The organism is Streptococcus sp. (genome assembly GCF_019414905.1).
Classification (GTDB): Bacteria; Bacillota; Bacilli; order Lactobacillales; family Streptococcaceae; genus Streptococcus.
Genome location: NZ_DXLC01000101.1, coordinates 1 through 19,992 on the forward strand (window position 1 = coordinate 1; position 19,992 = coordinate 19,992).

Consider the following 19,992-nt stretch of genomic DNA (forward strand, 5'->3'; position numbering starts at 1 on the left):
CTTCTTATGAATGGGGTTATTGGTAACCAGCAAATCATAATGTCGAGTTCGGTCATAGGCTTCAATGGTAATAAAACGATTGTATTCCAAATACCGTTTTAAAATGGCTGCCATCCTTGAAAAGACAAGAAAACCAGATGTCAAATCCAGACCAATCCGCATATGCTGACCACCATTTTCTGCCATATATTCCATCAACTGAAGCCATTCCCAGAGAATTTTCTTATCCAAATCCGTCCCCTGCTGAAAGGCAGGCAAGGCATGAAAAATCTCCTCTGCCGTTCCCCTAAAATCATGTTCCATCAAAAAATAAGGATGACGATTCTCCAACTGGTACTTGTAGCGGTCCTGTAAAATATAGCCCTTATAGAGATAGACTTGAGCACAAAGCTGACTGAGTTCATAGGTAACGTGATCCTCTGTATAATCACCCAGCAACTCCTCCTTCTTCATTTCTTGAATCAACTGTGTCAGCAAATCGGCCAACTGCCCTCCAAAACCAAGGATATATTCCATAGTATGAAGAGGAAGAATGCGATGAGATAGGAGGAAAGAGAAGAAAATCATCATCTCCCCATCCTCAGTTCCTAGAGGAAGGTGTTGCCCAGCAAAAAAGGACGGAGCCTTCCTCAGCAAACGAAGGTAAAAAATATTGTCAAAGTACCCTCGCATTTTCTCTTCTATTACCTGAAACTGACAAGCATTGACCCGAAGACGTTGCTGACTGATGTGAGACCAGAGAATCAAGTCCAACTTCTGCCCCGAAGACAAACTCGCACCGCAAATTTCTTCTAGTGTAGCAATCTCCTGCTTTCTCTCTGGTTTCTGCATGTGACCTTCCCACTCCTGACTAGACCAGACCTTGCGGAAAAGACAGAAATAGAAATAGCGAATCTGATGCTCTGGACCTCGCCAACGTCCATTTTGAATAGATAAATCAAATTCTGACAAAATCTGATTTAAACTTGCCAAATGGCGACCAAGCGTAGCCTCGCTAATCATCAATTCGTGAGCCAGCTGGTGGGCTAAAAACTGTTGGTGGTAGAGAAGATAAACCAAAATCTGGTATTTAACAGCATTCTCCAAAAACAAGCTCCGGATATCTCTCCCCTTGGTAGCTGCACCGATTGACAGACGCAAATTTTCATCTTCTAAGGAGATGTTCAGATCTAAACCACTGTCCAAAGCCTTATCATTGAGCAGAGTGACATATTTAGTTAGGGTTGCTTTTGAAAATCCTGTTTCCTCCATTACAGACTTGACGGTCGTCTGAGACTCTTGTAATAGAAAGGAAAGGATTGAAAATTGGCCCGATTCAGCCTTTTCCATCAAGTCTCCTAAATACATTTGTTACCCCTTTCATTTTCTACCTTAAGCATAGCATAAATCTTACAAATGCTGAAATAATCTGTTTCTCTTTTTATTTTCATGCTGATTTCCTGGTCCATTATCCTAAAAATCAGCAAACACACGGCTCCCCCTTTGGGCATTTTTATGCTAAAATAGTAGCTATGGATAAAATTATTAAAACAATATCAGAAAGCGGAGCCTTTCGTGCTTTTGTCCTTGATAGCACTGAAACCGTCCGCACTGCTCAAGAAAAACATCAAACCCAAGCTAGCTCAACTGTAGCGCTTGGTCGAACTCTTATCGCTAGCCAGATTCTCGCAGCCAATGAAAAAGGAAATACCAAACTAACAGTGAAGGTACTGGGATCTAGCTCTCTAGGTGCTATCATCACCGTTGCTGATACCAAGGGGAACGTCAAAGGCTACGTTCAAAATCCTGGTGTTGACATCAAAAAGACTGCAACTGGTGAAGTCCTAGTTGGACCTTTTGTTGGAAATGGTCAATTCCTCGTTATCACAGACTACGGTACTGGAAATCCTTACAACTCTATGACTCCCCTCATCTCTGGGGAAATCGGTGAAGACCTGGCCTTTTACCTGACCGAAAGCCAACAAACCCCTTCAGCAGTCGGCCTCAATGTCCTTTTGGACGAGGAAGACAAGGTCAAGGTTGCAGGTGGTTTCCTAGTCCAAGTCTTGCCAGGAGCCAAGGAAGAAGAGATTGCTCGCTTTGAAAAACGCATCCAAGAAATGCCAGCTATCTCAACCCTTCTCGAAAGCGAAGACCATATCGAAGCCCTCCTCAAGGCAATCTACGGTGACGAGGCCTACAAGCGTCTTTCTGAAGAAGAAATCCGTTTCCAATGTGACTGTAGCCATGAACGCTTTATGAACGCTCTTGCTAGCCTTCCAAGCTCAGACTTACAGGAAATGAAAGAGGAAGACCACGGAGCAGAAATCACTTGTCAATTCTGCCAAACTACCTATAACTTTGATGAAAACGACCTGGAGGAACTCATTCGTGACAAATCTTAATACACCTTTTATGATTGGCAATGTTGAGATTCCCAATCGTACCGTTTTAGCACCCATGGCTGGCGTGACCAACTCAGCCTTTCGTACTATTGCAAAAGAGCTCGGAGCTGGACTCGTTGTCATGGAAATGGTCTCTGACAAGGGAATCCAATACAACAACGAAAAAACCCTGCACATGCTTCATATTGACGAAGGCGAAAACCCTGTCTCTATCCAACTCTTTGGTAGTGATGAAGACAGCCTAGCACGCGCAGCAGAATTCATCCAAGAAAACACCAAAACCGATATCGTGGATATCAACATGGGCTGCCCTGTTAACAAAATCGTGAAGAACGAAGCTGGTGCTATGTGGCTCAAGGATCCAGACAAGATTTACTCGATCATCAACAAGGTCCAGTCTGTCCTTGATATTCCACTTACTGTCAAGATGCGTACCGGCTGGGCTGACCCATCTCTAGCAGTAGAAAATGCCCTCGCTGCTGAGGCTGCAGGCGTTTCTGCCCTCGCCATGCATGGCCGTACCCGTGAGCAAATGTATACAGGTCACGCAGACCTTGAGACCCTTCACAAGGTCGCTCAAGCTTTGACCAAGATTCCCTTCATCGCCAACGGTGATATCCGTACGGTCCAAGAAGCCAAACAGCGTATCGAAGAAGTTGGTGCTGACGCAGTTATGATTGGCCGCGCTGCCATGGGAAATCCTTACCTCTTCAACCAAATCAACCATTACTTTGAAACAGGAGAAATCCTCCCTGATTTAACCTTTGAAGACAAGATGAAAATCGCCTACGAACACTTGAAACGTTTGATTAACCTCAAAGGGGAAAACGTAGCAGTTCGTGAATTCCGTGGCCTCGCTCCTCACTACCTCCGTGGAACATCTGGCGCAGCCAAACTCCGTGGAGCCATTTCACAAGCTAGCACTCTGGCAGAGATTGAGGCTCTCTTGCAGTTGGATAAGGCTTAAAATGGTTCATACTGCTCTACTGGTTATCGATATGCAAAAAGCATTTGATAACCCTATCTGGGGAGAACGAAATAACCCTCAAGCTGAACATCAAGCATTGAGATTACTGGCATACTTTCGTAAACACTCTCTTCCAGTCTTACATGTTCAACACATATCTGACAATCCTCAGTCACAATTTCATAACAAACAAAATCAGGTGTTTAAAAGTGGATTTGAACCATTTGCTTCAGAATCTGTCTTTCAAAAAACGGTTAATAGCGCCTTTATTGGAACAAATCTTGAAACATATTTACGAACAAATCAGATTTGTCATTTAGTCGTTGTTGGTTTGACCCTGCCTCATTGTGTATCTACTACGACACGAATGGCAGCAAATCTTGGTTTTAAAGTCACTTTACTAGCAGATGCCACTGCCAGTTTTACTCTATCTAACAAAAACGGTCAGACCATCTCTCCTGAGACTATCCATGAGATTAATCTCCTTTCTCTACAAGATGAGTTTGCTCAAATTCTTACTACAGAAGAATTTTTAACCCAAGTATAAGTATAAAAGAATCCGTCAACTCTTATTGAGCTGACGGATTTTCTTTGATTGTAAAAATTCAAATACTGAGAGCTATTATTGACTCAAAGCAACACTGGAAACCTTACCCTCCGCTCCTGTTGTAATTTGGATGACTTTTCCTCCACCAATTTTGGCATTATACTTACCATCGTCAAGAGTGTAAGAATATCCTTTGATAGAATAATTTTCTTTCTTTCCATCAGCAGATTCTACTGTAAATTGGCCACCTGATGAAACTGTGATGGTTTCGCCATTGGCTCCCTTCCAATTGCCCGCTGCAGCTGAAAAATCACCATCTACCATGGTTAAAACACCCTTGTAGCGTTTATTTTGCTCTGCTTGTTTGTCTTGAAGTTTGCGGTCAGTTGTAGGATTATAGCTTGATTGGTTAGACTGGGCTTGAGGAGCTTGTTGAGTTGAAGGAGCCTGAGCAGGAGTTTGTTGACTAGCTACCTGTTGATTAGCCACTTCTTGACCTTGTCTTTGTTCTGGTGCCGCTTGTGATGGCGTTGCAGTTGCTGAAGATTGATCAGTAGACGCCTTGGCCTTTTCAGATGAAGCTGAACTTGAGGACTTCTGAGTCTTGCTTTCTTTGCTAGCAGAAGCTGCTTTAGAGCTTGATGATTGGCTTGTCTTAGCAGAACTGCTTGCTTGAGTTGTTTCCTTTTTATTTCCACAAGCTCCTAACAGCAAGGTAGAAGCCAATACAGTTGCTGCCATCAATTTGATATAGGTTTTCTTTTTCATTTTCATTTTTCTACTCCTTTGTAATGTTTTAGAAATATAATGAAATCTTTTTGTAATATTATTGTAACATTCAGATTTAAATATGTCAATAATTTATCTAAACTATTTTAAAAATCTCACATAATTTAGATACATTTACTCCTCCTACTCTTCTATTCGTAATAAAACAGAAAAACAGGAGATTTTCCTATTAAAAATTTGAATTTGTTTTTGTGTAATCGCTTTCATCTTTAAGTACAAAGGAATATAATAACGTTGAAATAGAATATAGGAGGTGCATTCTTATGCTAAATAAGTATTACAAGTATCTTCCTTGGTTGATTGTGGCAGCTATTGGCTCTTATCAATCAGCCACTTACTATGCGCGAACTGCATTTGATGTGTTTTATCTGACTACAGTTTTTATGATTTTCTATATATCTTTGTTATTTTTACATGAGAACTATCTCAAGTATCGATACAAAGACTTCTTTACTCACATGTTGAGTAATTCTAAGAAAGATAGCCATCCCTAAAACAGTCGCAACAGCAAATAAAGAAGTCGGGAGCTTTTTCCCGACCTCGTTTTTTATTTCAATCGATAGGTTTTTCTTGGTTTCTTTTTAGGTACTCGTTTGAGTCCGACTTCTTCTACATATTCTCCGTATTTTACGAGAAAGTTATTGCTGACGATTGGACGACCGGGGTTGATGAGATTGACCAGTTCAGTCCCTTCGTAGACAGTGAACTCCTCCTCTAGCAGATAGAGGAAGGTTGGGTTCCAGTCTAGACGGCCTTGGATTCGTTTGATGGATTCTTGGATAATGGCATAATGGTCAAAAGCGAAGGCTTGATCCTCCAACTCTACTCCCTTTGAGAAGCACTTGCCTGTCTGAAAATCGACATCTACAAAAACCACATCCTTGGCATCGTCTCCTGCTTGAACAAGTTCTAATGCACGACTAGGCAAATAAACCAAGTGGGCAATGGTCACTGTCCAGCCCCGTGGGTCACGGCCGGGAGTCGATACGGTCATCAATTGCTCGATTTTTTCCAAAGGAAGATCGAGATTGACTTCTTCTCTCACCTCACGCTGACAGGCATGCGCAGCATCTTCGCCCTTGTCCATAAATCCTCCAACCAGAGCCAAACAATTTTGATAAGGGTGAGCCTTGCGACGAATTAATAAGAGCTTGATCTTTCCTTCGACAAAGCAGTAGGCTACCATATCCACCGTCACACTTGGTTTTTCGTATTGAGGGAGTTCCTGCTTGTAGTACCAGTCTAAAAACTCTTCCTGACTTGCATGAACTTCAAAAAATTCTTTTTCCGTCATCCCTGCTGGAATCATCGTGTCCGCCATTTTATGCCTCCTTACGAACTGCCTTGGTCCATTGGTACCAACCTACTAGACTATTGAGTGTGTAAACCCAGTACATCCCTTGGATATGGATATTTTCACCCCACCAGAGGTAGATACTAAAAAGATTGGTTGCAATCCAGAAAATCCATTGCTCACGGTAGAGACGTGTCATCAAGAGCTGACCTACACCATTAGTCGCATCGGTAACACTATCACGGAAAGGGCGAGCACTATGGATACTTTGGTAAGCTAAGCCCATACCAATCCAGATGATAGCAGTCAAGACCAAGTACTTGAGCCAGTCAAAAATAGATAATTTCTTAGCTTCAAAATGAGATTCTTCTGCTTTTCCTTGGTCATTAATACGGTTGGACAGCCAAGCATAGAGGCCAATCGGCTGCATGACAAAGAAGTAAACGGTCGTCAAGACTTCGCCATAAAAAGTCGCATTCATGGCCAAAATCAAATAGATAGCAGAGTTAATGGCCCCAAAGAGATAATTGCTTGCACGCCCTTCTGCTACCAAGATAACACAGACAATCCCAGTCCAAGATGCAAACAAGCTCATCCAGTCATGACTTTCTGTATTTTGCGTGAATTCCAAGATCAAGGGAACACTTGACAGGACGATGAGATACAACCACTGGAAGAGGCTACGGCCGACAAAGAGATCTTTCCAGAGCAGGTTCATGATTCCTGCAAAACCGATCTTGCGGGCTTCTGCATGGACATTTTTAAAGTTTTCGATAAATTGTGTGATTTTTTCAGTTAGTTTTTTCATAATTGTCTCCTAATCTGTTTGGTAAATGGCATCAATAGCCACTTTTGCTGCTTCATAATTTCCTAGATAATCCTCAGCTAGATAAACTAGTGGAATGTTTGCTAAGTAGCGCTCCCTCATCTGGTCCAAATGCTGGGAAAAACTATGGCGAATATGGTCTTCTGCCATAGTCATATCTCTAAATCCGTCATTGACATAGGAGCCGACAGGCTGCACAAAGAGAATCAAGTCCCATTTTTCCTTAGCTAAGATTGAGGCAAAGAGATTATCAAAAGTCTCTCCTGATAAATCCCCTTGGTCCTCAGTCTCCATGTAATAATCATAGTAGCCCTTGGTTACTAAGGAGTTGGTATCGGCTATCACTAGACCTCGATTGGCATTGCTATCGATTAACTTAGAGGTCTGGTCATACTGCCCTAAAAGGAGATAGTAGTAATCCTTTGGAGTCAATTCATCGTCGCGGACATTGTTTTTGATCTGGTACTCACGTGCGTATTCCAAACTAACTGGTGCATCGTAATACCTAGCCAAATCCTTGGCCAGAGTGGTCTTCCCATTGCTAGCACTTCCCATAATCAACACTTTCTTTGTAAACTGACGACGGAAAGGTTGAGCGATATATTTCCAATACTTGCTTGGATTTTCTCGAATCATAGTAGCTGAGATACCAAACTTTCTTTCTTGCAAGACAGTCTCAAAGCCACGATTTGATAATTCTTGCTGGTAGTCTGCCTCTCCCACAAAGAAGATTAGTTCTTGCTGGGTTTCATCATAGAAAATATCCTCTAACATTTGCTCCAACCACTCCTGCCAGCCCATAGGGTAACGAGGAAGATTGGTTTCATCTAACAAACCAAGGTCAACTCGTCATCACCAAAGGCCTCTCGGATATAGCGAAATCTTTTTTGAAGCGTTAAGCCTACCTGCTCCCCTCTATCTCCCTCATAGCCTGAAACGACAACCCAGACCCGGTCACACTGTCGCTTCGCTCGCTGGATCAGATCGATATGACCTTGATGAAGCGGAGCAAAGGTTCCAAATACCACTGCTGTTTTCTTTTTCATAAACCTATTGCCTTTTTATATTTTTTGATATTTTCATTATCTATGTTTTTATTATAAACTATATTTTTGTTTTGTCAATAGTTTTTTATCATTTTTTATAAAAACATTGCGAAAAAAGAATCAAGATTACTCCTGATTCTCCATTTTTATGCAATATCAAATTTTAACTGGCCTGCTTTAACACCAATTTTAAGTGTGCTGCCTGCCTCTAATTCTCCCTTGAGAAGAAGTTCTGCCAACTTGTCTTCCACTTCTGTTTGCAGGGTTCTGCGAAGTGGACGAGCTCCCATCTCTGGGTCATATCCTTGATTTGCCAACAATTTCAGTGCGGAAGCTTGTAATTTCAAGTCAATGCCTTTTTCAGCCAAACTTGCCACTAAAGGTTTGACCATAATCTTCACCACTTCCTGCATATGGTCGCTAGACAGGCTATGGAAGACCACCTTTTCATCAATACGGTTGATAAACTCAGGTCTATAAGCCTTTTTCAACTCTTCAAACATGCGTTTTTCCATATTTTCCTGGTCAAAACGAATGTCCTTGGCCCCAAAGCCAACAGTCTTATCATCACGAAGGGCTGTCGCACCAAGGTTTGACGTCATGATGATAATGGTATTTGAAAAGTCGACCTTGCGGCCCTTGCTATCGGTCAAGACACCGTCATCCAGAACCTGCAAGAGAACATTAAAGATATCTGGGTGGGCCTTCTCTACCTCGTCAAAGAGGAGAACGGAGTATGGTTTGTTGCGAACCTTCTCAGTTAACTCCCCACCTTCTTCATACCCCACATAGCCTGGAGGAGCTCCGTTGAGACGACTGGCTGCAAATTTCTCCATATACTCACTCATATCAAAGCGGATAAGAGCTGATTCGTCGTCAAAAAGAACTTCTGCCAGAGCCTTGGCTAATTCAGTTTTTCCGACGCCTGTAGGCCCTAAGAACATAAAGGAGCCAATCGGACGCTTGTGACTGCGAATCCCTGACTGATTGCGGCGAATCGCACGGCTAATACTAGAGACAGCCTGATCTTGCCCTATGACACGTTTATGCAATTCAGCTTCCAGATTCAGGTATTTCTTAGCATCAGTCTGAGTCAGTTTTTGAACGGGGATACCTGACAAGCGACTCAAGGTGGTCAAAATATCAGACTCTATCACCAAGTCTTTATAAACAGGCACTTCCTCTTCTTTTTCGATTAGCTGAGCTGCCTGTTTCCACTTACCATCCATCAAGGCCTTGTCAGCTGGACTCAAACCAGAATCGTCTGCTTTTACATGCTTAGCCTTATTTTGCACTGTTGCTGCTGCTTCATCCAAGAGATCAATAGCAGAGTCTGGCAAATGGCGACTGGTCAGGTAACGATGAGCCATCTTGACGGCTGTTTCAACCGCTTCATCTGTGATTTGCACACGGTGATGCTTCTCATAGGTCGCTTTCAAGCCTTGCAAAATGGTCATGCTGTCTGCCACACTTGGCTCTTCAATCGTCACTTTGGCGAAACGACGAGAAAGGGCTGCATCTTTTTCGATATGTTTTTGGTATTCTTCCTGAGTAGTCGCACCAACCGTTCTCAAAGTTCCACGCGCCAAGGCTGGCTTCAAGATATTGGCCGCATCTAGAGTTGAGTCAATCCCACTCCCAGAACCCATGATAGTGTGAAGTTCATCGATAAAGAGGATGACTTGGCCATCTTCTTCAATATCCTTGATGATATTGTTCATGCGTTCTTCAAAGTCACCACGGAAGCGTGTCCCTGCAACGACATTCATCAAATCAAGCTCTAACACGCGCATCTTAGCCATTTCCGCAGGTACATCCCCACTAGCAATACGCTGGGCAAGACCAAGCGCCAGAGCTGTTTTCCCGACACCCGCATCTCCAACCAAGACAGGATTGTTCTTAGTCTTCCGGCTCAATATTTGAATCATACGCGAGATTTCCTTGTCCCGACCGATGACTGGTTCTAACTTGCCAGAACGCGCTTGCTCTGTCAAATCATGCGTATAGTCCTCGAGACCTCCGCTCGGAGTCTGGGGCATGCCCATCATATTGGCCATAGAATTTTGCTTGTCAGCTACTGTACGATGGCGTTGGCGTAGAGCCTTGAGGTCTTCACGAGTCCAGCCTGCACGTTCTTCTAGATTTCGACGTAGGGCAGCAATCTTGACCTGATCTTTCTTGTCTTCATAAGAAAAACCAGCCCTTTCCAAGATACGAGTCGCCAAGGCATTGCCATCATGCAAAATCGCATAAAGGAGGTGCTCTGTCCCTAGCACCTTAGCATGGACCACTGACGCTACATATTCTGCTTCATCAAAGAGAACCTGCAAACGATGAGAAAACGGCAATTCCGTAAAGGTTTCATCCTGGCTATAGTCCATTTCAGTCAGTTCCAAAGCCACCTCTTCTAAACGGTCCATCTCATATGGATAATCATTTAAAGTTGCCCCTGCCACACTATAACTATGATTGGACATGGCAATCAACAAGTGCCAAGACTCTAGGTAACGAGCTCCAAAATGGCCAGCCACCATGTAGGCACTTTCGATACATTCATTCAATGCTTTTGAATAGTTCATCTTACTTCCCTTTTCTATCTACCTCTTGTATGACCTGTCTTAGCATGTTTGCTCGAACAACTGGAGCTTCTTCTCCTAGAACGCGATCCAAAGCTACTGCTACCAGCAAATTCATCTCTTGCTTGGTCATCAATTCCTGCTCAACCAAAAGCTGTAGAATATCCTCATAAATTTCTTGACTGACCCGCTCACCAATTGAGTAAAGCAGCTCCTTGAGCATTTCATGATGACTAGAAAACTCAATCCGTCCTATACGAATGTAGCCTCCGCCACCACGCTTACTTTCAACCAAGTAGCCTCTACTTTCCGTAAAGCGTGTCTTGATCACATAGTTAATCTGACTGGGAACAACCTGAAAAGTATCTGCCAACTGACTCCGTTGCAACTCCACAATTCCAGATTGATCTAAAATCGCCTTGATGTAGGCCTCAATATGATCCGATGTATTTTTAAATCTCATTACAAACCCACCTCTCTCTTTAAACCTTGACTATCTTTGACTATACTATCATTTAACACTCTATAAGTCAAATTTTTAGAGCTCATCCCTTGAAAATACTGACTTTCTTTAAAATCATTTAGGCATTAAATAGCCTTAGTTTTTCTTGAAAGTTCCTAAAAAAGTCCACAAAAAAGAGCCCTAAAAGGGCGTAATATTGACGAGTTCAGCAGGCAAGAAACTAGCACGATCAAACGTGCTTTTTTAATACTACATAAAAAGATAGATATCAGCACATTAACACCTATCTTTTTTATTTACAAATAATTAATCAAAACCTACATAAGTAATTAAATTGTTGTCTTTAATTGTTTCCGCAAAATTCATTACAGGAAGTGTATATGAAGGAAATTGATTTGAAAGATTTGTTAAAGTGGAAATATATGTTCGCACATACGGATATAGTATAGCTACAGCATTCCCTCCTAGAACATTTTTCAATTCCTCTTCGTTTTCAAAGTCAGAAGAAGAATAACTATATAGCCCCCTAATAGATACTTCACATGTAAATGGAATATTAGGTATCTCCTCAGGATTTGTTGATTGACCTAAATTTACGTTAATAATAACATAGGATTTCTCTTGAGTCTTATCAACTCCAATTTCAGCAGAAAATTTAATTGGAACTACTAAACGTCCATCTTCTCTACTATTTTCAAAATCTAGATTAGTTTCATAAACCGACTTATCAACTACATAATCTTCAAATTTAATAATTGCCATTATGCTGCCATATCCTTTGCTTGCACCTTATAGGCGCTTTTATTACTATTATAACTATCTGCGTACCCAACAAAGTCACGGAACTCCGCTTTTACATTTTTTACCGAACTTTCCGTAAAATATGGTAGATTGCATTCAAATAAGCTCTTTAACTCTAATTTTTCTTGATATAAAATAGCTTGAACAACTTGGTCTATAGCTTCTTTAGGCAACCATGAATCTAAATCAAGAATTGATTCATCTAGAACAATTTCTTTAATAGCCACTATATTTCTCCTCTGTAACCATCCAATCAATTAACGTAAGTGTTCTTAAACAAATCTCTTTCCCATTAGGAACATTCGAAAGAGGCTTGTCTGGAGTTGGTGGAGTGTATGTTTTACACGTTACAGCATCCACCTCATTATATGGTGGATTGTAACACAATAAATGTTCTAAAAACACTCCATCAAGATTATACCTGTGAAATGATTTATTACGTTTAAAACCACCTAATGAATTTTTTAACACTTGATAATATTGGTTTTTGTATTCATTAAAAACTTTAGTCGTTTTAGGATTATTTAAATCTAAAATAGTTAAGTTGTCACTATTTATTTTAAACTTTATAACACCTATTTTTTTATTACTATTCCTATATACCCGAGCGTACTGTTTTGCATTTTCCAAGCCTTGAAATCCATTCAACGAATCATCAACAAACATGTACAATCCTACTCCTAAGTCATTCGGTAAACTTTGGTCACTTTTAACCACCCAATCACCTGTTATTTCAAATGGAGTGCACTCAAAATGTTGTTGTTGTAAAATATCATTAACCGATTCAGGCTTTGTTCCATGGTACCCCTCCATAGAATGCCTCCCATGTGAGCAATATGATACATTATGAATCAGTTTAGTACATAACGTATCATACATATCATATTACATTTAGTAACACATGTCAATTATATGTTCGTATTTTTTGCTATTTATTTGAGATTTTTCTTTTTTTCTTAAAATTTATTAGAGATATACAATTCTATTTTTGAATTATTTTCAAATTAAAGTTAGACTTCAAAACACATATCTCATAACTCAATATAAACGATAGCAAAAAGTTAGACGTTATCTTGTAATCTAACAACTTTTTACCCCCTTTTTGTCTGAAGTGCTCCGACTTGGAAAAAGTTCCCTTCACCGGTTCCCAAAGTATTCAAAAAAATTTTTTCAACGTGGGGGGAGTCAATATCCTTTCAGTTCTATAAATCTTTTAGCGATTACTTTTCTTCGACTATTTATATAACGAGTAGTTTTATTTAGTTTCTCTGCCACGTCTTCCCAAGTCACACCAGCTTCTAAAAATCTCATTTTAAAGATGACTAGATCAGTATCAATCAGATTTTCCATCAAGGTATCTACAATTAATTTAAAACCTTCCAGATATCTTAAGGTTAAATCTTCTTCAATTCTAATTATAGTATCTTCAGTAGGACTTGAAACTTTCTTACTCTGAGATCTAATATACGTTTCATTTCCATGTTTCTTATTATGTATCAACTCTTGTCTTCTCAAGTAAATTTTATTAGCAATCGTTCTATATCTTTCTAATTCATTATCAATCTCGTTCAAGTCTCTGTTACTCAGTTCATACATAGTCAAGTACTCCCATTTCAATTTTAAAATTTTCTTATCTTGCATTCTGTCAAACTGACAAAAAGCTTAAAAGCCTTTCAACGCTCCACTTACCAGCTATCATTGTTTTAAGTTTGACAACTCTTCAATATGACAATTTAAAGAAGTATCCCTCTAATTTATTCCCCAGTTTCTCTTATCTTACATTCTGTGAAACTCACTCCATTCTGTAAACCCCTGATATACCTTGCTTTCAAGCTATTACTTCTTTTCAGTTTATGCTTACTTTGTTATGTGAAACTTAGTAAAGCATAAAAGTAGGACTAGCGATATTTCTTTTGTTTGAGCCATATATCACTAGCCTTACTTAATTTGTTCCCTATTTTTCTAAATACTCTTTAATGTCCCGATATTCCTTAGAAAAATTCATATGTCCACTGATATCAGGATTTAGGAATGGAAGAATACCTGTTGGATTTACTTCTGTCCGATATAGTGCAAGAGAATGCTCCTGTGTTATTTCTCCAACTACTCCTTTATGTATTTCTTCTACATCTTTCTTTAGTGCTTGAATTTCATCGTAGGCATCTAAAATTATTCTAAGTTTCTTCTGGTAACGTTTATAGATTTTCTTTTCTTCAGCTCTTCGCTTAGTCTCTTTAAAGATATATTCAAATATCGCTGCCTTTGCCTCCCAGAAATAATCATCATACTCTTTCTCTAAAAGATTGATTGATTCACTCATTTTAGTAATTTGTTCTAAAGAAGTAGCATTATCCTCAAAGAAAGAGTCAATACTATCAAAAGAAATCTTCTTCTCTCCAGTAATTGTTTTTCTTTTTTCTTCCAACTTTGTTCTTGCTTTTGCAATCTTATCTTTTTTATCATCAAGATTTTCTAATGTTGATAATACTTCCCTAATATCCATCCCCTATCTCCTAATTCCATTTTATAAAGAAAGCACAATCCGTTTCAATTTTCTTCACAACGAAACGAGTATAAAGCATTAAACTCATTCCATAAATAACGGATTCACTTACCCACCGTAAGCTATTCTTATTTCTTTCAAATAAAGTAGCAAAATTGTACAAATCCCCAACAAAAGCAACTTTATCGCCTTTTACTCCTAGTACTTCATCAGATACAACAATAACATCATCGACGTATAAGTTTTCTGAGTATCGTTCCTTCTTGTTAATTTTTAAAATATAATTTCCATCGCTAGATTTCTCTTTATCTAAAAACTTAAATAGTGACTGACTTAATACAAGAGTATTATGACGTTCAGGATTCAAATCGTTTATTGTATCTTTCAATTCATCAAAATTAGAAACATTTTTTTCAGGTGCTTCTTTTAGAATTTTTCCAATTTCAATATTACGAGTTTTACGACAAAGACGGGTAATTTTGTTACTTAAGAAGTCTGATATATTATATTCTCCATCATCAACTTGTTCAGACGATAAGGCAATACGTCCTGAAAATGTCTTGTGTTCAAACTTGGTTCTAATCTGTTTTTTTCTAAGTTCTACACTTTTACTAGATCTAAAATCTTCTGATTCAAGTTCTGATAGATGTTCATCGTCAAAACCTACAGTTTCATATGTTCCACCAGTACCCGTATACTCAATCACATTAACAAGATCCACTAATTCTTTTCCTTCTTCAGGAACGTCATAGATACTTGTTATATCTTGTGATAATATTAAACCTGTTTTTGATTTTTCATCATCAATACCCATTCCTCTGCTTCTTACATATTTTTCTACCAAACTAAATTTTTTAGCCATTTTATACTCCTTTATCTCTTTATTGCTCCTCGTTGTTTATAATTTTTTCTAAAGTTCTTAGCTCTTAGCTTTTCTTTTAGAACTCTACGAGCTTTTAAAATCATTTTTTCTAGCTGTTGATTCTTTATTTTCGTCAGCATATTTCTCCAGTATTTCGTGTTTCCCACTTTCTAAACTGCTATCTTCATTTTTACATTTTGAAAATATTTTCTGTCTTTTTTCTGGATCAATAGAAAACTTACTAGCTACCACATACCCTAATGAAGTATCTACCGTCATCTTCTTCACCCCCTTTCTTCTCAAGCAAAAAGGGCATACCACTAGCATCATATGCTTACGGTATGCCCCTGAGTTGTTCTCAATAGACTTATTTTTTAGTTTCTTTTTTGACTAGATGAGTAAATTTCCCATCTGAGTAGACTAAAGTTATCTCTCCAAACCTTGGAACTTTTTCTATCTCTATTATACCACATTTTTCGTAGACAATAAAGCCTTTTTCTGTTGAAAAATTCATTTCATCCATATCTATTAACCTTTCTCTCTCCTCACTGTGTTAATCGTATATCGCTTATCTTTGATTGTGAAAGCCTTAAAAGTGTTCCCCTCTAAACCTTTCAAAATTCTACTTGAGTTTCTAGCATTGTAAACCGTTCGCAATTCACTGCTATCTAGGTTCGTGTTGAAAATCGTAGTTTCTCGATTATTGATAATATCAAACAAGAAATCCTGTTCCCAATCGCTCTTAGGAGTTATTGTTCCGTTTTTTGCCCCGAGGTCATCAATAATTAGAAAATCTACATCAACAAGCTTTTTAACTGCCTCATACTCTGTTAAGTTTGCATTTCTTCCATAAGCCCAGCCTTCTTTTATCTGCTTGATAATCTCGGTTAAGCTGACAAATAAGACACTCTTAGGCTCGTTCTTCTCTCTGAAACTTTCATTGATTTCTTTAGCCAATGCAAGAGATAAATGACTTTTTCCAATTCCTGTGCTACCGCTGATTAAAGTATTTCCCGTCATACCTGCAAGGTACTTCTGGGCTTGACCTTTTACAAACTCTAACATCTGACGCTCCTCTGTCGTCTTAACAAAGAAATTATCAAATGTCGCTCCTTTTAACTCTTTAGGAATTGTACTATCACGCATTAAGACATCATACGTTTTAAAGTAAGCCTGGCTGTCCTCAAACTGCTGTAACAAGTCTTGCTCTTTTTGTTTAATCTCTCCCTTCACACACTCCGGGCAAAAAGCTTGTACTTTTCTTTCTGAACTCCCTAAAACCGGTACAGAAATTTCCCAATAATTGACCTGGTGAATATCGCAAACCTTATCCGATATCTTTCTGTTATTAAATTCTTTAAATTGTTCCTTCATCTTTGCAACTCCTAAAATGGTAGGTCTGGGAAGTTATCTTCAGACTTCCCTCTTATGGTTTTAGGCTTTTGATTCAAATAACCGTCAAACTTAGATCCAAAAAGTGTTTCAGGTCTCAGATATTTAGAAAATTCAGGACTATACTTCCATTCTGCCGTTTTAATATCTATCACCTGTTTAAAATCTTCCAGTGTATAGCCTTCTTTGAATCGTGCCATTATCGGCTTCAAGTTTTTGTCCAAATATTTATAATTTTTCCCTACTGTATGATTCAGATAAGCTAGAGGGATTCTTATTAAATACTTCTCAGGATGTCCTTTGGTTATTTCCTCAATCATTCTCGGAGTTAACCAATTTGGGAAAGTAAAGTCAGGTTTACCTGACAATATATATTCTTTATATAACTCTTTATCTGACTCTTTATCTATCTCTATCTCTGTTGGACATGAGTTGGAAATAGTCTTTTTATTTTGGACATTCTCCAATTTTGGTATATCTTGACTATTTTTTCTTTGTTCTCGCTTGTATTTTGCCCAGTTTGTTTCACTCTCAACCATGGCTTTTGCTTGCGATAATGTAGCATGTCCATCATCGTCTATCTGAATCAGTCCGCATTTTGTAAAATATGCAACTGTCATATTTATATCATCCTCGGACACATCCAATTTTAAGGCTAGCTCCTGTACCAAATTATCAAAATATCCTTCATAGTACAAAATACAATCATCTTCTAAACTTTCCAACATAAGACGGATATAAATCACTGTCATAGTGTAGCCACCAGGCATATTTTTAAGTCGTTTAATAAAAAGATTATCAAAAAACTTCTTATCAACTTTTAACCAAAAATATATTTTAGTCTTTGCCATCATCTACCCCCAAAAACTTTAAAACGTCTGAGATTTTATAATACGCTTTTCTAGTATCTTCAATAGGCGGTATATACTGTGGCAGTCCCGCGCCTTCCCATTTTGTTAAGGTTTTATCTCCTATGCCCAGTTCTTCCTTTAGTTCCACCTTGCTGATCAAATCTAATCTTTTTTGAGGTACTTTCTCATGGCTTTTTAAATACCGTTCCACTGCTTCCAAAATCTTAGACTTTAAATCTTCAATCATTTTTTCAAACATCTTAGTACCCCCATGGCTTAACCCCTGCAAGCTGAATATATCGCCCATAATCAGGGCTTAATTCCTCGCTAGTCGTTTGTATCGTCTGTGTACTTTCTCGCTCGATTTGGGCGCTCTTTTTGCGGTCTCGATGGTTTAGGTAAATTAGAAAGCTAATCAAAATCACGGTAAAAATAAGCGCCTGTGTATTGCTTAAATCTAGTTCATTCATACTATGCCCTCGCTTTGTAATTCTTGATATATAACTGTTGCACTTCAGGCTCCATCTTTTTGAAAGCTTCAACTTCTTGAATGGTTACTTTTTTATTGATAAAATCAACGATAAACTGAAAAAAATTCGGATCGTTTACCTTTAAATCAGCCATGAAGTTATCAAATTCTGCTTGTGTCATTTTTCTTATATCTGGTGTTATCATCTGACTTGTACCCCAATTCTTCAAAATTCTCACAATTAAGGAGATAAACTGCAATCCCGTCCAACTCTCTATAGAGTTGTTCCATCTGGTCACGAATAACGCCTAAGCCCTCTGTCATCTGTCCAGATAAGATATCAGTATCTACTCCGTTATTTTTCGCCATTATCAGCCAATTGCTCAACTGTCTAACTAATTCAATTCTGGGAAGCACATCTCCAAGTCTGCCCCCTTGCTCTTGAATTTCCTTTATATTTAATGTCATATTGTTTTCCTGTGCCTTTTTCTTGCCTGTTTCCTATACACGATTAGCACCACTCCAAACGCTGGGCGTTTGCCCCAAGTTGGCTGACGCATGTAGTGATGTTTCGTGGGTAATCACCCACATTTTTGCTAAACAAGTGCTTATAGTCGCCGTGTCAGCACTCGTTTTTCAAAACCTTTTCTAATTGCTTGCCTGCACTTCGGTTTTTCTTTATGTATTTGATAGAATAGATATTTTTTGCTATAATCAAAGCATAGAAAAATTTTCTATACTCTGAATTGTGTCGCTTGCTCGCCTCGTCTAAAATTTGAGCAAGTGATTTTTTTATTTTCTTTTTGCATGATTACTACCCGACTGTGGTTTATAAATCAAATCTTTACTATCGATAAGATCCAGAATCCAGCTGAATCCCTGCTTCACCATTTCAAGAAATGCGCCCAGGTCTTCACTGTCCAAGTTCTCGTAGTTTATACAAAGATATTCGGCTAGTTGTCTGTCTTTCTCAACTAGCTTTTTAAAATCCTTGGAATACTTAGGAATTTCTAACCCTTTGGCATTTGTAACTGTCTTAAATTCATTTTCCATTTTCTATACTCCTATACTTTAAAAATTAATTCCTTAATTTCTGAATACCCCCTATTCAAGTTAATCATGGCTATTGCCATATCTTCCAAACGTTGGTAGTTTGTCAGTTCATCACTTGTTAAACTGTCAATACCGTTTCCACTTTCTCGCTCTTGCATGAGTTGGGACTTGTTTTTCCCAGTCGCTCCCTTTAGCAGTAAGTTTGTAAGTGTACTATAGGCATGCTTGGGCGCTTTCTCCCATGATTTGATAGCTTCGGTTAAGGTCTTGCGCTTTGGCTTTTCCAGTTCCCTTTGAAGATAGCGTTTAGAAAGTTCATCACGCATTTCAAAGAATGCTTTGACTAGGTTCATTTTGAATTGCCGTACTGGTTCGGTATTCTTTAGATAAGTGATCAGCAAGGTTGCTTGCTGCTCATTCAAAATATAGTCCCGTACATTTTGCCCACTTTCTGAAGGTGAAATTTTAAATTGCACCTTTCCGAAGCTTTCAAAGTCCTCTCGGTGCTTATTCAGCAAAATCTTTAAATGTCTGTGTTTAACTTCTGCACACTCAGCCACAATACTGCTCAGTGTATACGGCTCTTTCTTGCCGTCCATGTAAACCAATTCCATTGGTTCGCTCCTTTCTTCTTTTGTCAGTGCTTGCCACCTAAAACAGTACCAAGGTAAAGCATTAAAGTAGGGTAAAATCGGAGAATATGAACCCCTACAAACCCTTGATACTGCTATAGGTAGCAAGCAAATATTTAGCTAGATCCGTTTATCAATCTCCAGTGGTAAAGCACCACATGAGAAATCTATAAATGTAGAGTAGTATTACGATTGGTTCGCTCCTTTCTAATAATCTTCAGCAAGCCACTGCATGGCTTTTTGGTAAATGCTAGGCTTTACTTCGCCTCCGTCTCGGATTTTCCTGTAAGTAATTGGATTCACTCCAATTTCCTCGCTGGCTCTTTTAGCAGTCAAATTCTTGTCCGCTTGCTTTCGGCGAATTGCTTTTGCTTGTGTTGAGGTGATAAGCAATACAGTTCCCTCCTTTCTTATTTGTAAAGTTTATCTTTACTTAGACCAAGTATATAATGTTTTTCTTTACCTGTCAAGAGAAAATAAATAAAAACTTTACAAAAGTTTTTTTAGCGGTTATAATTTAACTGAGGTGATAAAATG

At 38.8% G+C, this 19,992-nt stretch carries 27 protein-coding genes and 1 pseudogene; 4 read left to right on the top strand and 24 right to left on the bottom strand.

Annotation, left to right across the window (positions count from 1 at the left end; all coding sequences use genetic code 11):
• A partial coding sequence (locus QZ359_RS02970; RefSeq protein WP_293959257.1) for a helix-turn-helix domain-containing protein occupies positions 1 to 1,347 on the bottom strand: 1,347 nt, incomplete at its 3' end.
• A 164-nt stretch (positions 1,348 to 1,511) separates the two neighbouring features.
• Here QZ359_RS02970 and hslO point away from each other — a divergent pair.
• From hslO to QZ359_RS02985, 3 genes are read left to right on the top strand one after another with little or no spacing between them, the layout of a single operon-like run.
• Complete coding sequence (gene hslO / locus QZ359_RS02975; RefSeq protein WP_000357854.1) at positions 1,512 to 2,384, top strand: Hsp33 family molecular chaperone HslO; 873 nt, start codon at positions 1,512 to 1,514, stop codon at positions 2,382 to 2,384.
• Positions 2,371 to 3,351 carry a tRNA dihydrouridine synthase DusB gene (gene dusB / locus QZ359_RS02980; protein ID WP_000183308.1) on the top strand — a complete coding sequence of 327 codons (981 nt, stop codon included), beginning with the start codon at positions 2,371 to 2,373 and terminating at the stop codon, positions 3,349 to 3,351. Before hslO ends, dusB begins: the two co-directional genes overlap by 14 nt.
• Before the next feature lies 1 nt (position 3,352).
• Positions 3,353 to 3,898 (top strand): cysteine hydrolase family protein, encoded by a 546-nt coding sequence (locus QZ359_RS02985; RefSeq protein ID WP_293959267.1) that lies wholly within the window; start codon positions 3,353 to 3,355, stop codon positions 3,896 to 3,898.
• A 75-nt stretch (positions 3,899 to 3,973) separates the two neighbouring features.
• Here the strand turns inward: QZ359_RS02985 and QZ359_RS02990 are convergent, their stop codons facing one another.
• Positions 3,974 to 4,666 (bottom strand): hypothetical protein, encoded by a 693-nt coding sequence (locus tag QZ359_RS02990; RefSeq protein WP_293959326.1) that lies wholly within the window; start codon positions 4,664 to 4,666, stop codon positions 3,974 to 3,976.
• A gap of 284 nt (positions 4,667 to 4,950) precedes the next feature.
• Between QZ359_RS02990 and QZ359_RS02995 the strand changes: the two genes are divergently transcribed.
• On the top strand, positions 4,951 to 5,181 hold the full coding sequence (locus tag QZ359_RS02995; RefSeq protein WP_153193814.1) for a hypothetical protein: 231 nt from the start codon (positions 4,951 to 4,953) through the stop codon (positions 5,179 to 5,181).
• A gap of 53 nt (positions 5,182 to 5,234) precedes the next feature.
• Here QZ359_RS02995 and QZ359_RS03000 read toward each other — a convergent pair whose 3' ends face one another.
• The 22 genes and pseudogenes from QZ359_RS03000 to QZ359_RS03105 form a co-directional block, all read right to left on the bottom strand.
• Entirely contained in the window at positions 5,235 to 6,008 is a 774-nt protein-coding gene (locus tag QZ359_RS03000) for an NUDIX hydrolase (RefSeq protein ID WP_033687591.1), read from the bottom strand.
• A 1-nt stretch (position 6,009) separates the two neighbouring features.
• Positions 6,010 to 6,789, bottom strand: coding sequence for a nicotinamide riboside transporter PnuC (pnuC, locus tag QZ359_RS03005; protein WP_033687592.1), 780 nt, complete (start codon positions 6,787 to 6,789; stop codon positions 6,010 to 6,012).
• Between the two features lie 9 nt (positions 6,790 to 6,798).
• Positions 6,799 to 7,853, bottom strand: a pseudogene (locus tag QZ359_RS03010) (AAA family ATPase).
• Between the two features lie 146 nt (positions 7,854 to 7,999).
• The gene (locus tag QZ359_RS03015) at positions 8,000 to 10,432 is read right to left on the bottom strand and encodes an ATP-dependent Clp protease ATP-binding subunit (RefSeq protein WP_293959280.1); all 2,433 of its coding nucleotides are present in this window, start codon (positions 10,430 to 10,432) and stop codon (positions 8,000 to 8,002) included.
• A 1-nt stretch (position 10,433) separates the two neighbouring features.
• Positions 10,434 to 10,892 (bottom strand): CtsR family transcriptional regulator, encoded by a 459-nt coding sequence (locus QZ359_RS03020; protein WP_033687596.1) that lies wholly within the window; start codon positions 10,890 to 10,892, stop codon positions 10,434 to 10,436.
• A gap of 306 nt (positions 10,893 to 11,198) precedes the next feature.
• Positions 11,199 to 11,654, bottom strand: coding sequence for a protein-export chaperone SecB (locus QZ359_RS03025; protein ID WP_261070751.1), 456 nt, complete (start codon positions 11,652 to 11,654; stop codon positions 11,199 to 11,201).
• Positions 11,654 to 11,920: a hypothetical protein gene (locus QZ359_RS03030; protein ID WP_261070750.1), complete on the bottom strand. Its 267-nt coding sequence runs from the start codon at positions 11,918 to 11,920 to the stop codon at positions 11,654 to 11,656. The genes QZ359_RS03025 and QZ359_RS03030 overlap by 1 nt, the downstream gene beginning before the upstream one ends.
• Positions 11,910 to 12,506: a hypothetical protein gene (locus QZ359_RS03035; RefSeq protein WP_261070749.1), complete on the bottom strand. Its 597-nt coding sequence runs from the start codon at positions 12,504 to 12,506 to the stop codon at positions 11,910 to 11,912. The genes QZ359_RS03030 and QZ359_RS03035 overlap by 11 nt, the downstream gene beginning before the upstream one ends.
• Before the next feature lie 372 nt (positions 12,507 to 12,878).
• Positions 12,879 to 13,289, bottom strand: a complete 411-nt coding sequence (locus QZ359_RS03040) for a DUF722 domain-containing protein (RefSeq protein ID WP_261070748.1) — start codon at positions 13,287 to 13,289, stop codon at positions 12,879 to 12,881.
• 358 nt (positions 13,290 to 13,647) lie between these two features.
• Positions 13,648 to 14,196, bottom strand: coding sequence for a hypothetical protein (locus tag QZ359_RS03045; RefSeq protein ID WP_261070747.1), 549 nt, complete (start codon positions 14,194 to 14,196; stop codon positions 13,648 to 13,650).
• A gap of 10 nt (positions 14,197 to 14,206) precedes the next feature.
• Positions 14,207 to 15,073, bottom strand: coding sequence for a phage major capsid protein (locus QZ359_RS03050; protein WP_293959329.1), 867 nt, complete (start codon positions 15,071 to 15,073; stop codon positions 14,207 to 14,209).
• 69 nt (positions 15,074 to 15,142) lie between these two features.
• Positions 15,143 to 15,337, bottom strand: a complete 195-nt coding sequence (locus QZ359_RS03055) for a hypothetical protein (protein ID WP_261070745.1) — start codon at positions 15,335 to 15,337, stop codon at positions 15,143 to 15,145.
• 88 nt (positions 15,338 to 15,425) lie between these two features.
• Positions 15,426 to 15,581, bottom strand: coding sequence for a hypothetical protein (locus QZ359_RS03060; protein WP_261070744.1), 156 nt, complete (start codon positions 15,579 to 15,581; stop codon positions 15,426 to 15,428).
• Between the two features lie 5 nt (positions 15,582 to 15,586).
• Entirely contained in the window at positions 15,587 to 16,432 is an 846-nt protein-coding gene (locus QZ359_RS03065) for an ATP-binding protein (RefSeq protein WP_261070743.1), read from the bottom strand.
• Positions 16,433 to 16,443: 11 nt separating this feature from the next.
• Positions 16,444 to 17,301: a conserved phage C-terminal domain-containing protein gene (locus QZ359_RS03070; RefSeq protein WP_261070742.1), complete on the bottom strand. Its 858-nt coding sequence runs from the start codon at positions 17,299 to 17,301 to the stop codon at positions 16,444 to 16,446.
• Entirely contained in the window at positions 17,288 to 17,560 is a 273-nt protein-coding gene (locus QZ359_RS03075; protein ID WP_061419259.1) for a hypothetical protein, read from the bottom strand. Before QZ359_RS03075 ends, QZ359_RS03070 begins: the two co-directional genes overlap by 14 nt.
• Position 17,561: 1 nt before the next feature.
• Complete coding sequence (locus QZ359_RS03080; protein ID WP_261070741.1) at positions 17,562 to 17,771, bottom strand: hypothetical protein; 210 nt, start codon at positions 17,769 to 17,771, stop codon at positions 17,562 to 17,564.
• Position 17,772: 1 nt separating this feature from the next.
• On the bottom strand, positions 17,773 to 17,973 hold the full coding sequence (locus QZ359_RS03085) for a hypothetical protein (protein ID WP_261070762.1): 201 nt from the start codon (positions 17,971 to 17,973) through the stop codon (positions 17,773 to 17,775).
• Positions 17,933 to 18,238 (bottom strand): hypothetical protein, encoded by a 306-nt coding sequence (locus QZ359_RS03090; RefSeq protein WP_261070740.1) that lies wholly within the window; start codon positions 18,236 to 18,238, stop codon positions 17,933 to 17,935. The genes QZ359_RS03085 and QZ359_RS03090 overlap by 41 nt, the downstream gene beginning before the upstream one ends.
• A 324-nt stretch (positions 18,239 to 18,562) precedes the next feature.
• A complete protein-coding gene (locus QZ359_RS03095) occupies positions 18,563 to 18,823 on the bottom strand; it encodes a hypothetical protein (RefSeq protein WP_261070739.1) in 261 nt (86 codons plus the stop codon).
• Between the two features lie 11 nt (positions 18,824 to 18,834).
• Positions 18,835 to 19,437 carry a Rha family transcriptional regulator gene (locus QZ359_RS03100; protein WP_261070738.1) on the bottom strand — a complete coding sequence of 201 codons (603 nt, stop codon included), beginning with the start codon at positions 19,435 to 19,437 and terminating at the stop codon, positions 18,835 to 18,837.
• A 225-nt stretch (positions 19,438 to 19,662) separates the two neighbouring features.
• Positions 19,663 to 19,848: a hypothetical protein gene (locus QZ359_RS03105; RefSeq protein ID WP_000909284.1), complete on the bottom strand. Its 186-nt coding sequence runs from the start codon at positions 19,846 to 19,848 to the stop codon at positions 19,663 to 19,665.
• Between the last annotated feature and the right edge of the window lie 144 nt (positions 19,849 to 19,992).

Bases quoted from the DNA above. Each gene is read 5' to 3' on its own strand.
- hslO (WP_000357854.1), top strand. From the start codon at position 1,512: ATGGATAAAATTATTAAAACAATATCAGAAAGCGGAGCCTTTCGTGCT.
- QZ359_RS02985 (WP_293959267.1), top strand. From the start codon at position 3,353: ATGGTTCATACTGCTCTACTGGTTATCGATATGCAAAAAGCATTTGAT.
- QZ359_RS02990 (WP_293959326.1), bottom strand. From the start codon at position 4,666: ATGAAAAAGAAAACCTATATCAAATTGATGGCAGCAACTGTATTGGCT.
- QZ359_RS02995 (WP_153193814.1), top strand. From the start codon at position 4,951: ATGCTAAATAAGTATTACAAGTATCTTCCTTGGTTGATTGTGGCAGCT.
- QZ359_RS03000 (WP_033687591.1), bottom strand. From the start codon at position 6,008: ATGGCGGACACGATGATTCCAGCAGGGATGACGGAAAAAGAATTTTTT.
- pnuC (WP_033687592.1), bottom strand. From the start codon at position 6,789: ATGAAAAAACTAACTGAAAAAATCACACAATTTATCGAAAACTTTAAA.
- QZ359_RS03015 (WP_293959280.1), bottom strand. From the start codon at position 10,432: ATGAACTATTCAAAAGCATTGAATGAATGTATCGAAAGTGCCTACATG.
- QZ359_RS03020 (WP_033687596.1), bottom strand. From the start codon at position 10,892: ATGAGATTTAAAAATACATCGGATCATATTGAGGCCTACATCAAGGCG.
- QZ359_RS03025 (WP_261070751.1), bottom strand. From the start codon at position 11,654: ATGGCAATTATTAAATTTGAAGATTATGTAGTTGATAAGTCGGTTTAT.
- QZ359_RS03035 (WP_261070749.1), bottom strand. From the start codon at position 12,506: ATGGAGGGGTACCATGGAACAAAGCCTGAATCGGTTAATGATATTTTA.
- QZ359_RS03040 (WP_261070748.1), bottom strand. From the start codon at position 13,289: ATGTATGAACTGAGTAACAGAGACTTGAACGAGATTGATAATGAATTA.
- QZ359_RS03045 (WP_261070747.1), bottom strand. From the start codon at position 14,196: ATGGATATTAGGGAAGTATTATCAACATTAGAAAATCTTGATGATAAA.
- QZ359_RS03055 (WP_261070745.1), bottom strand. From the start codon at position 15,337: ATGACGGTAGATACTTCATTAGGGTATGTGGTAGCTAGTAAGTTTTCT.
- QZ359_RS03060 (WP_261070744.1), bottom strand. From the start codon at position 15,581: ATGGATGAAATGAATTTTTCAACAGAAAAAGGCTTTATTGTCTACGAA.
- QZ359_RS03065 (WP_261070743.1), bottom strand. From the start codon at position 16,432: ATGAAGGAACAATTTAAAGAATTTAATAACAGAAAGATATCGGATAAG.
- QZ359_RS03070 (WP_261070742.1), bottom strand. From the start codon at position 17,301: ATGGCAAAGACTAAAATATATTTTTGGTTAAAAGTTGATAAGAAGTTT.
- QZ359_RS03075 (WP_061419259.1), bottom strand. From the start codon at position 17,560: ATGTTTGAAAAAATGATTGAAGATTTAAAGTCTAAGATTTTGGAAGCA.
- QZ359_RS03080 (WP_261070741.1), bottom strand. From the start codon at position 17,771: ATGAATGAACTAGATTTAAGCAATACACAGGCGCTTATTTTTACCGTG.
- QZ359_RS03090 (WP_261070740.1), bottom strand. From the start codon at position 18,238: ATGACATTAAATATAAAGGAAATTCAAGAGCAAGGGGGCAGACTTGGA.
- QZ359_RS03095 (WP_261070739.1), bottom strand. From the start codon at position 18,823: ATGGAAAATGAATTTAAGACAGTTACAAATGCCAAAGGGTTAGAAATT.
- QZ359_RS03100 (WP_261070738.1), bottom strand. From the start codon at position 19,437: ATGGAATTGGTTTACATGGACGGCAAGAAAGAGCCGTATACACTGAGC.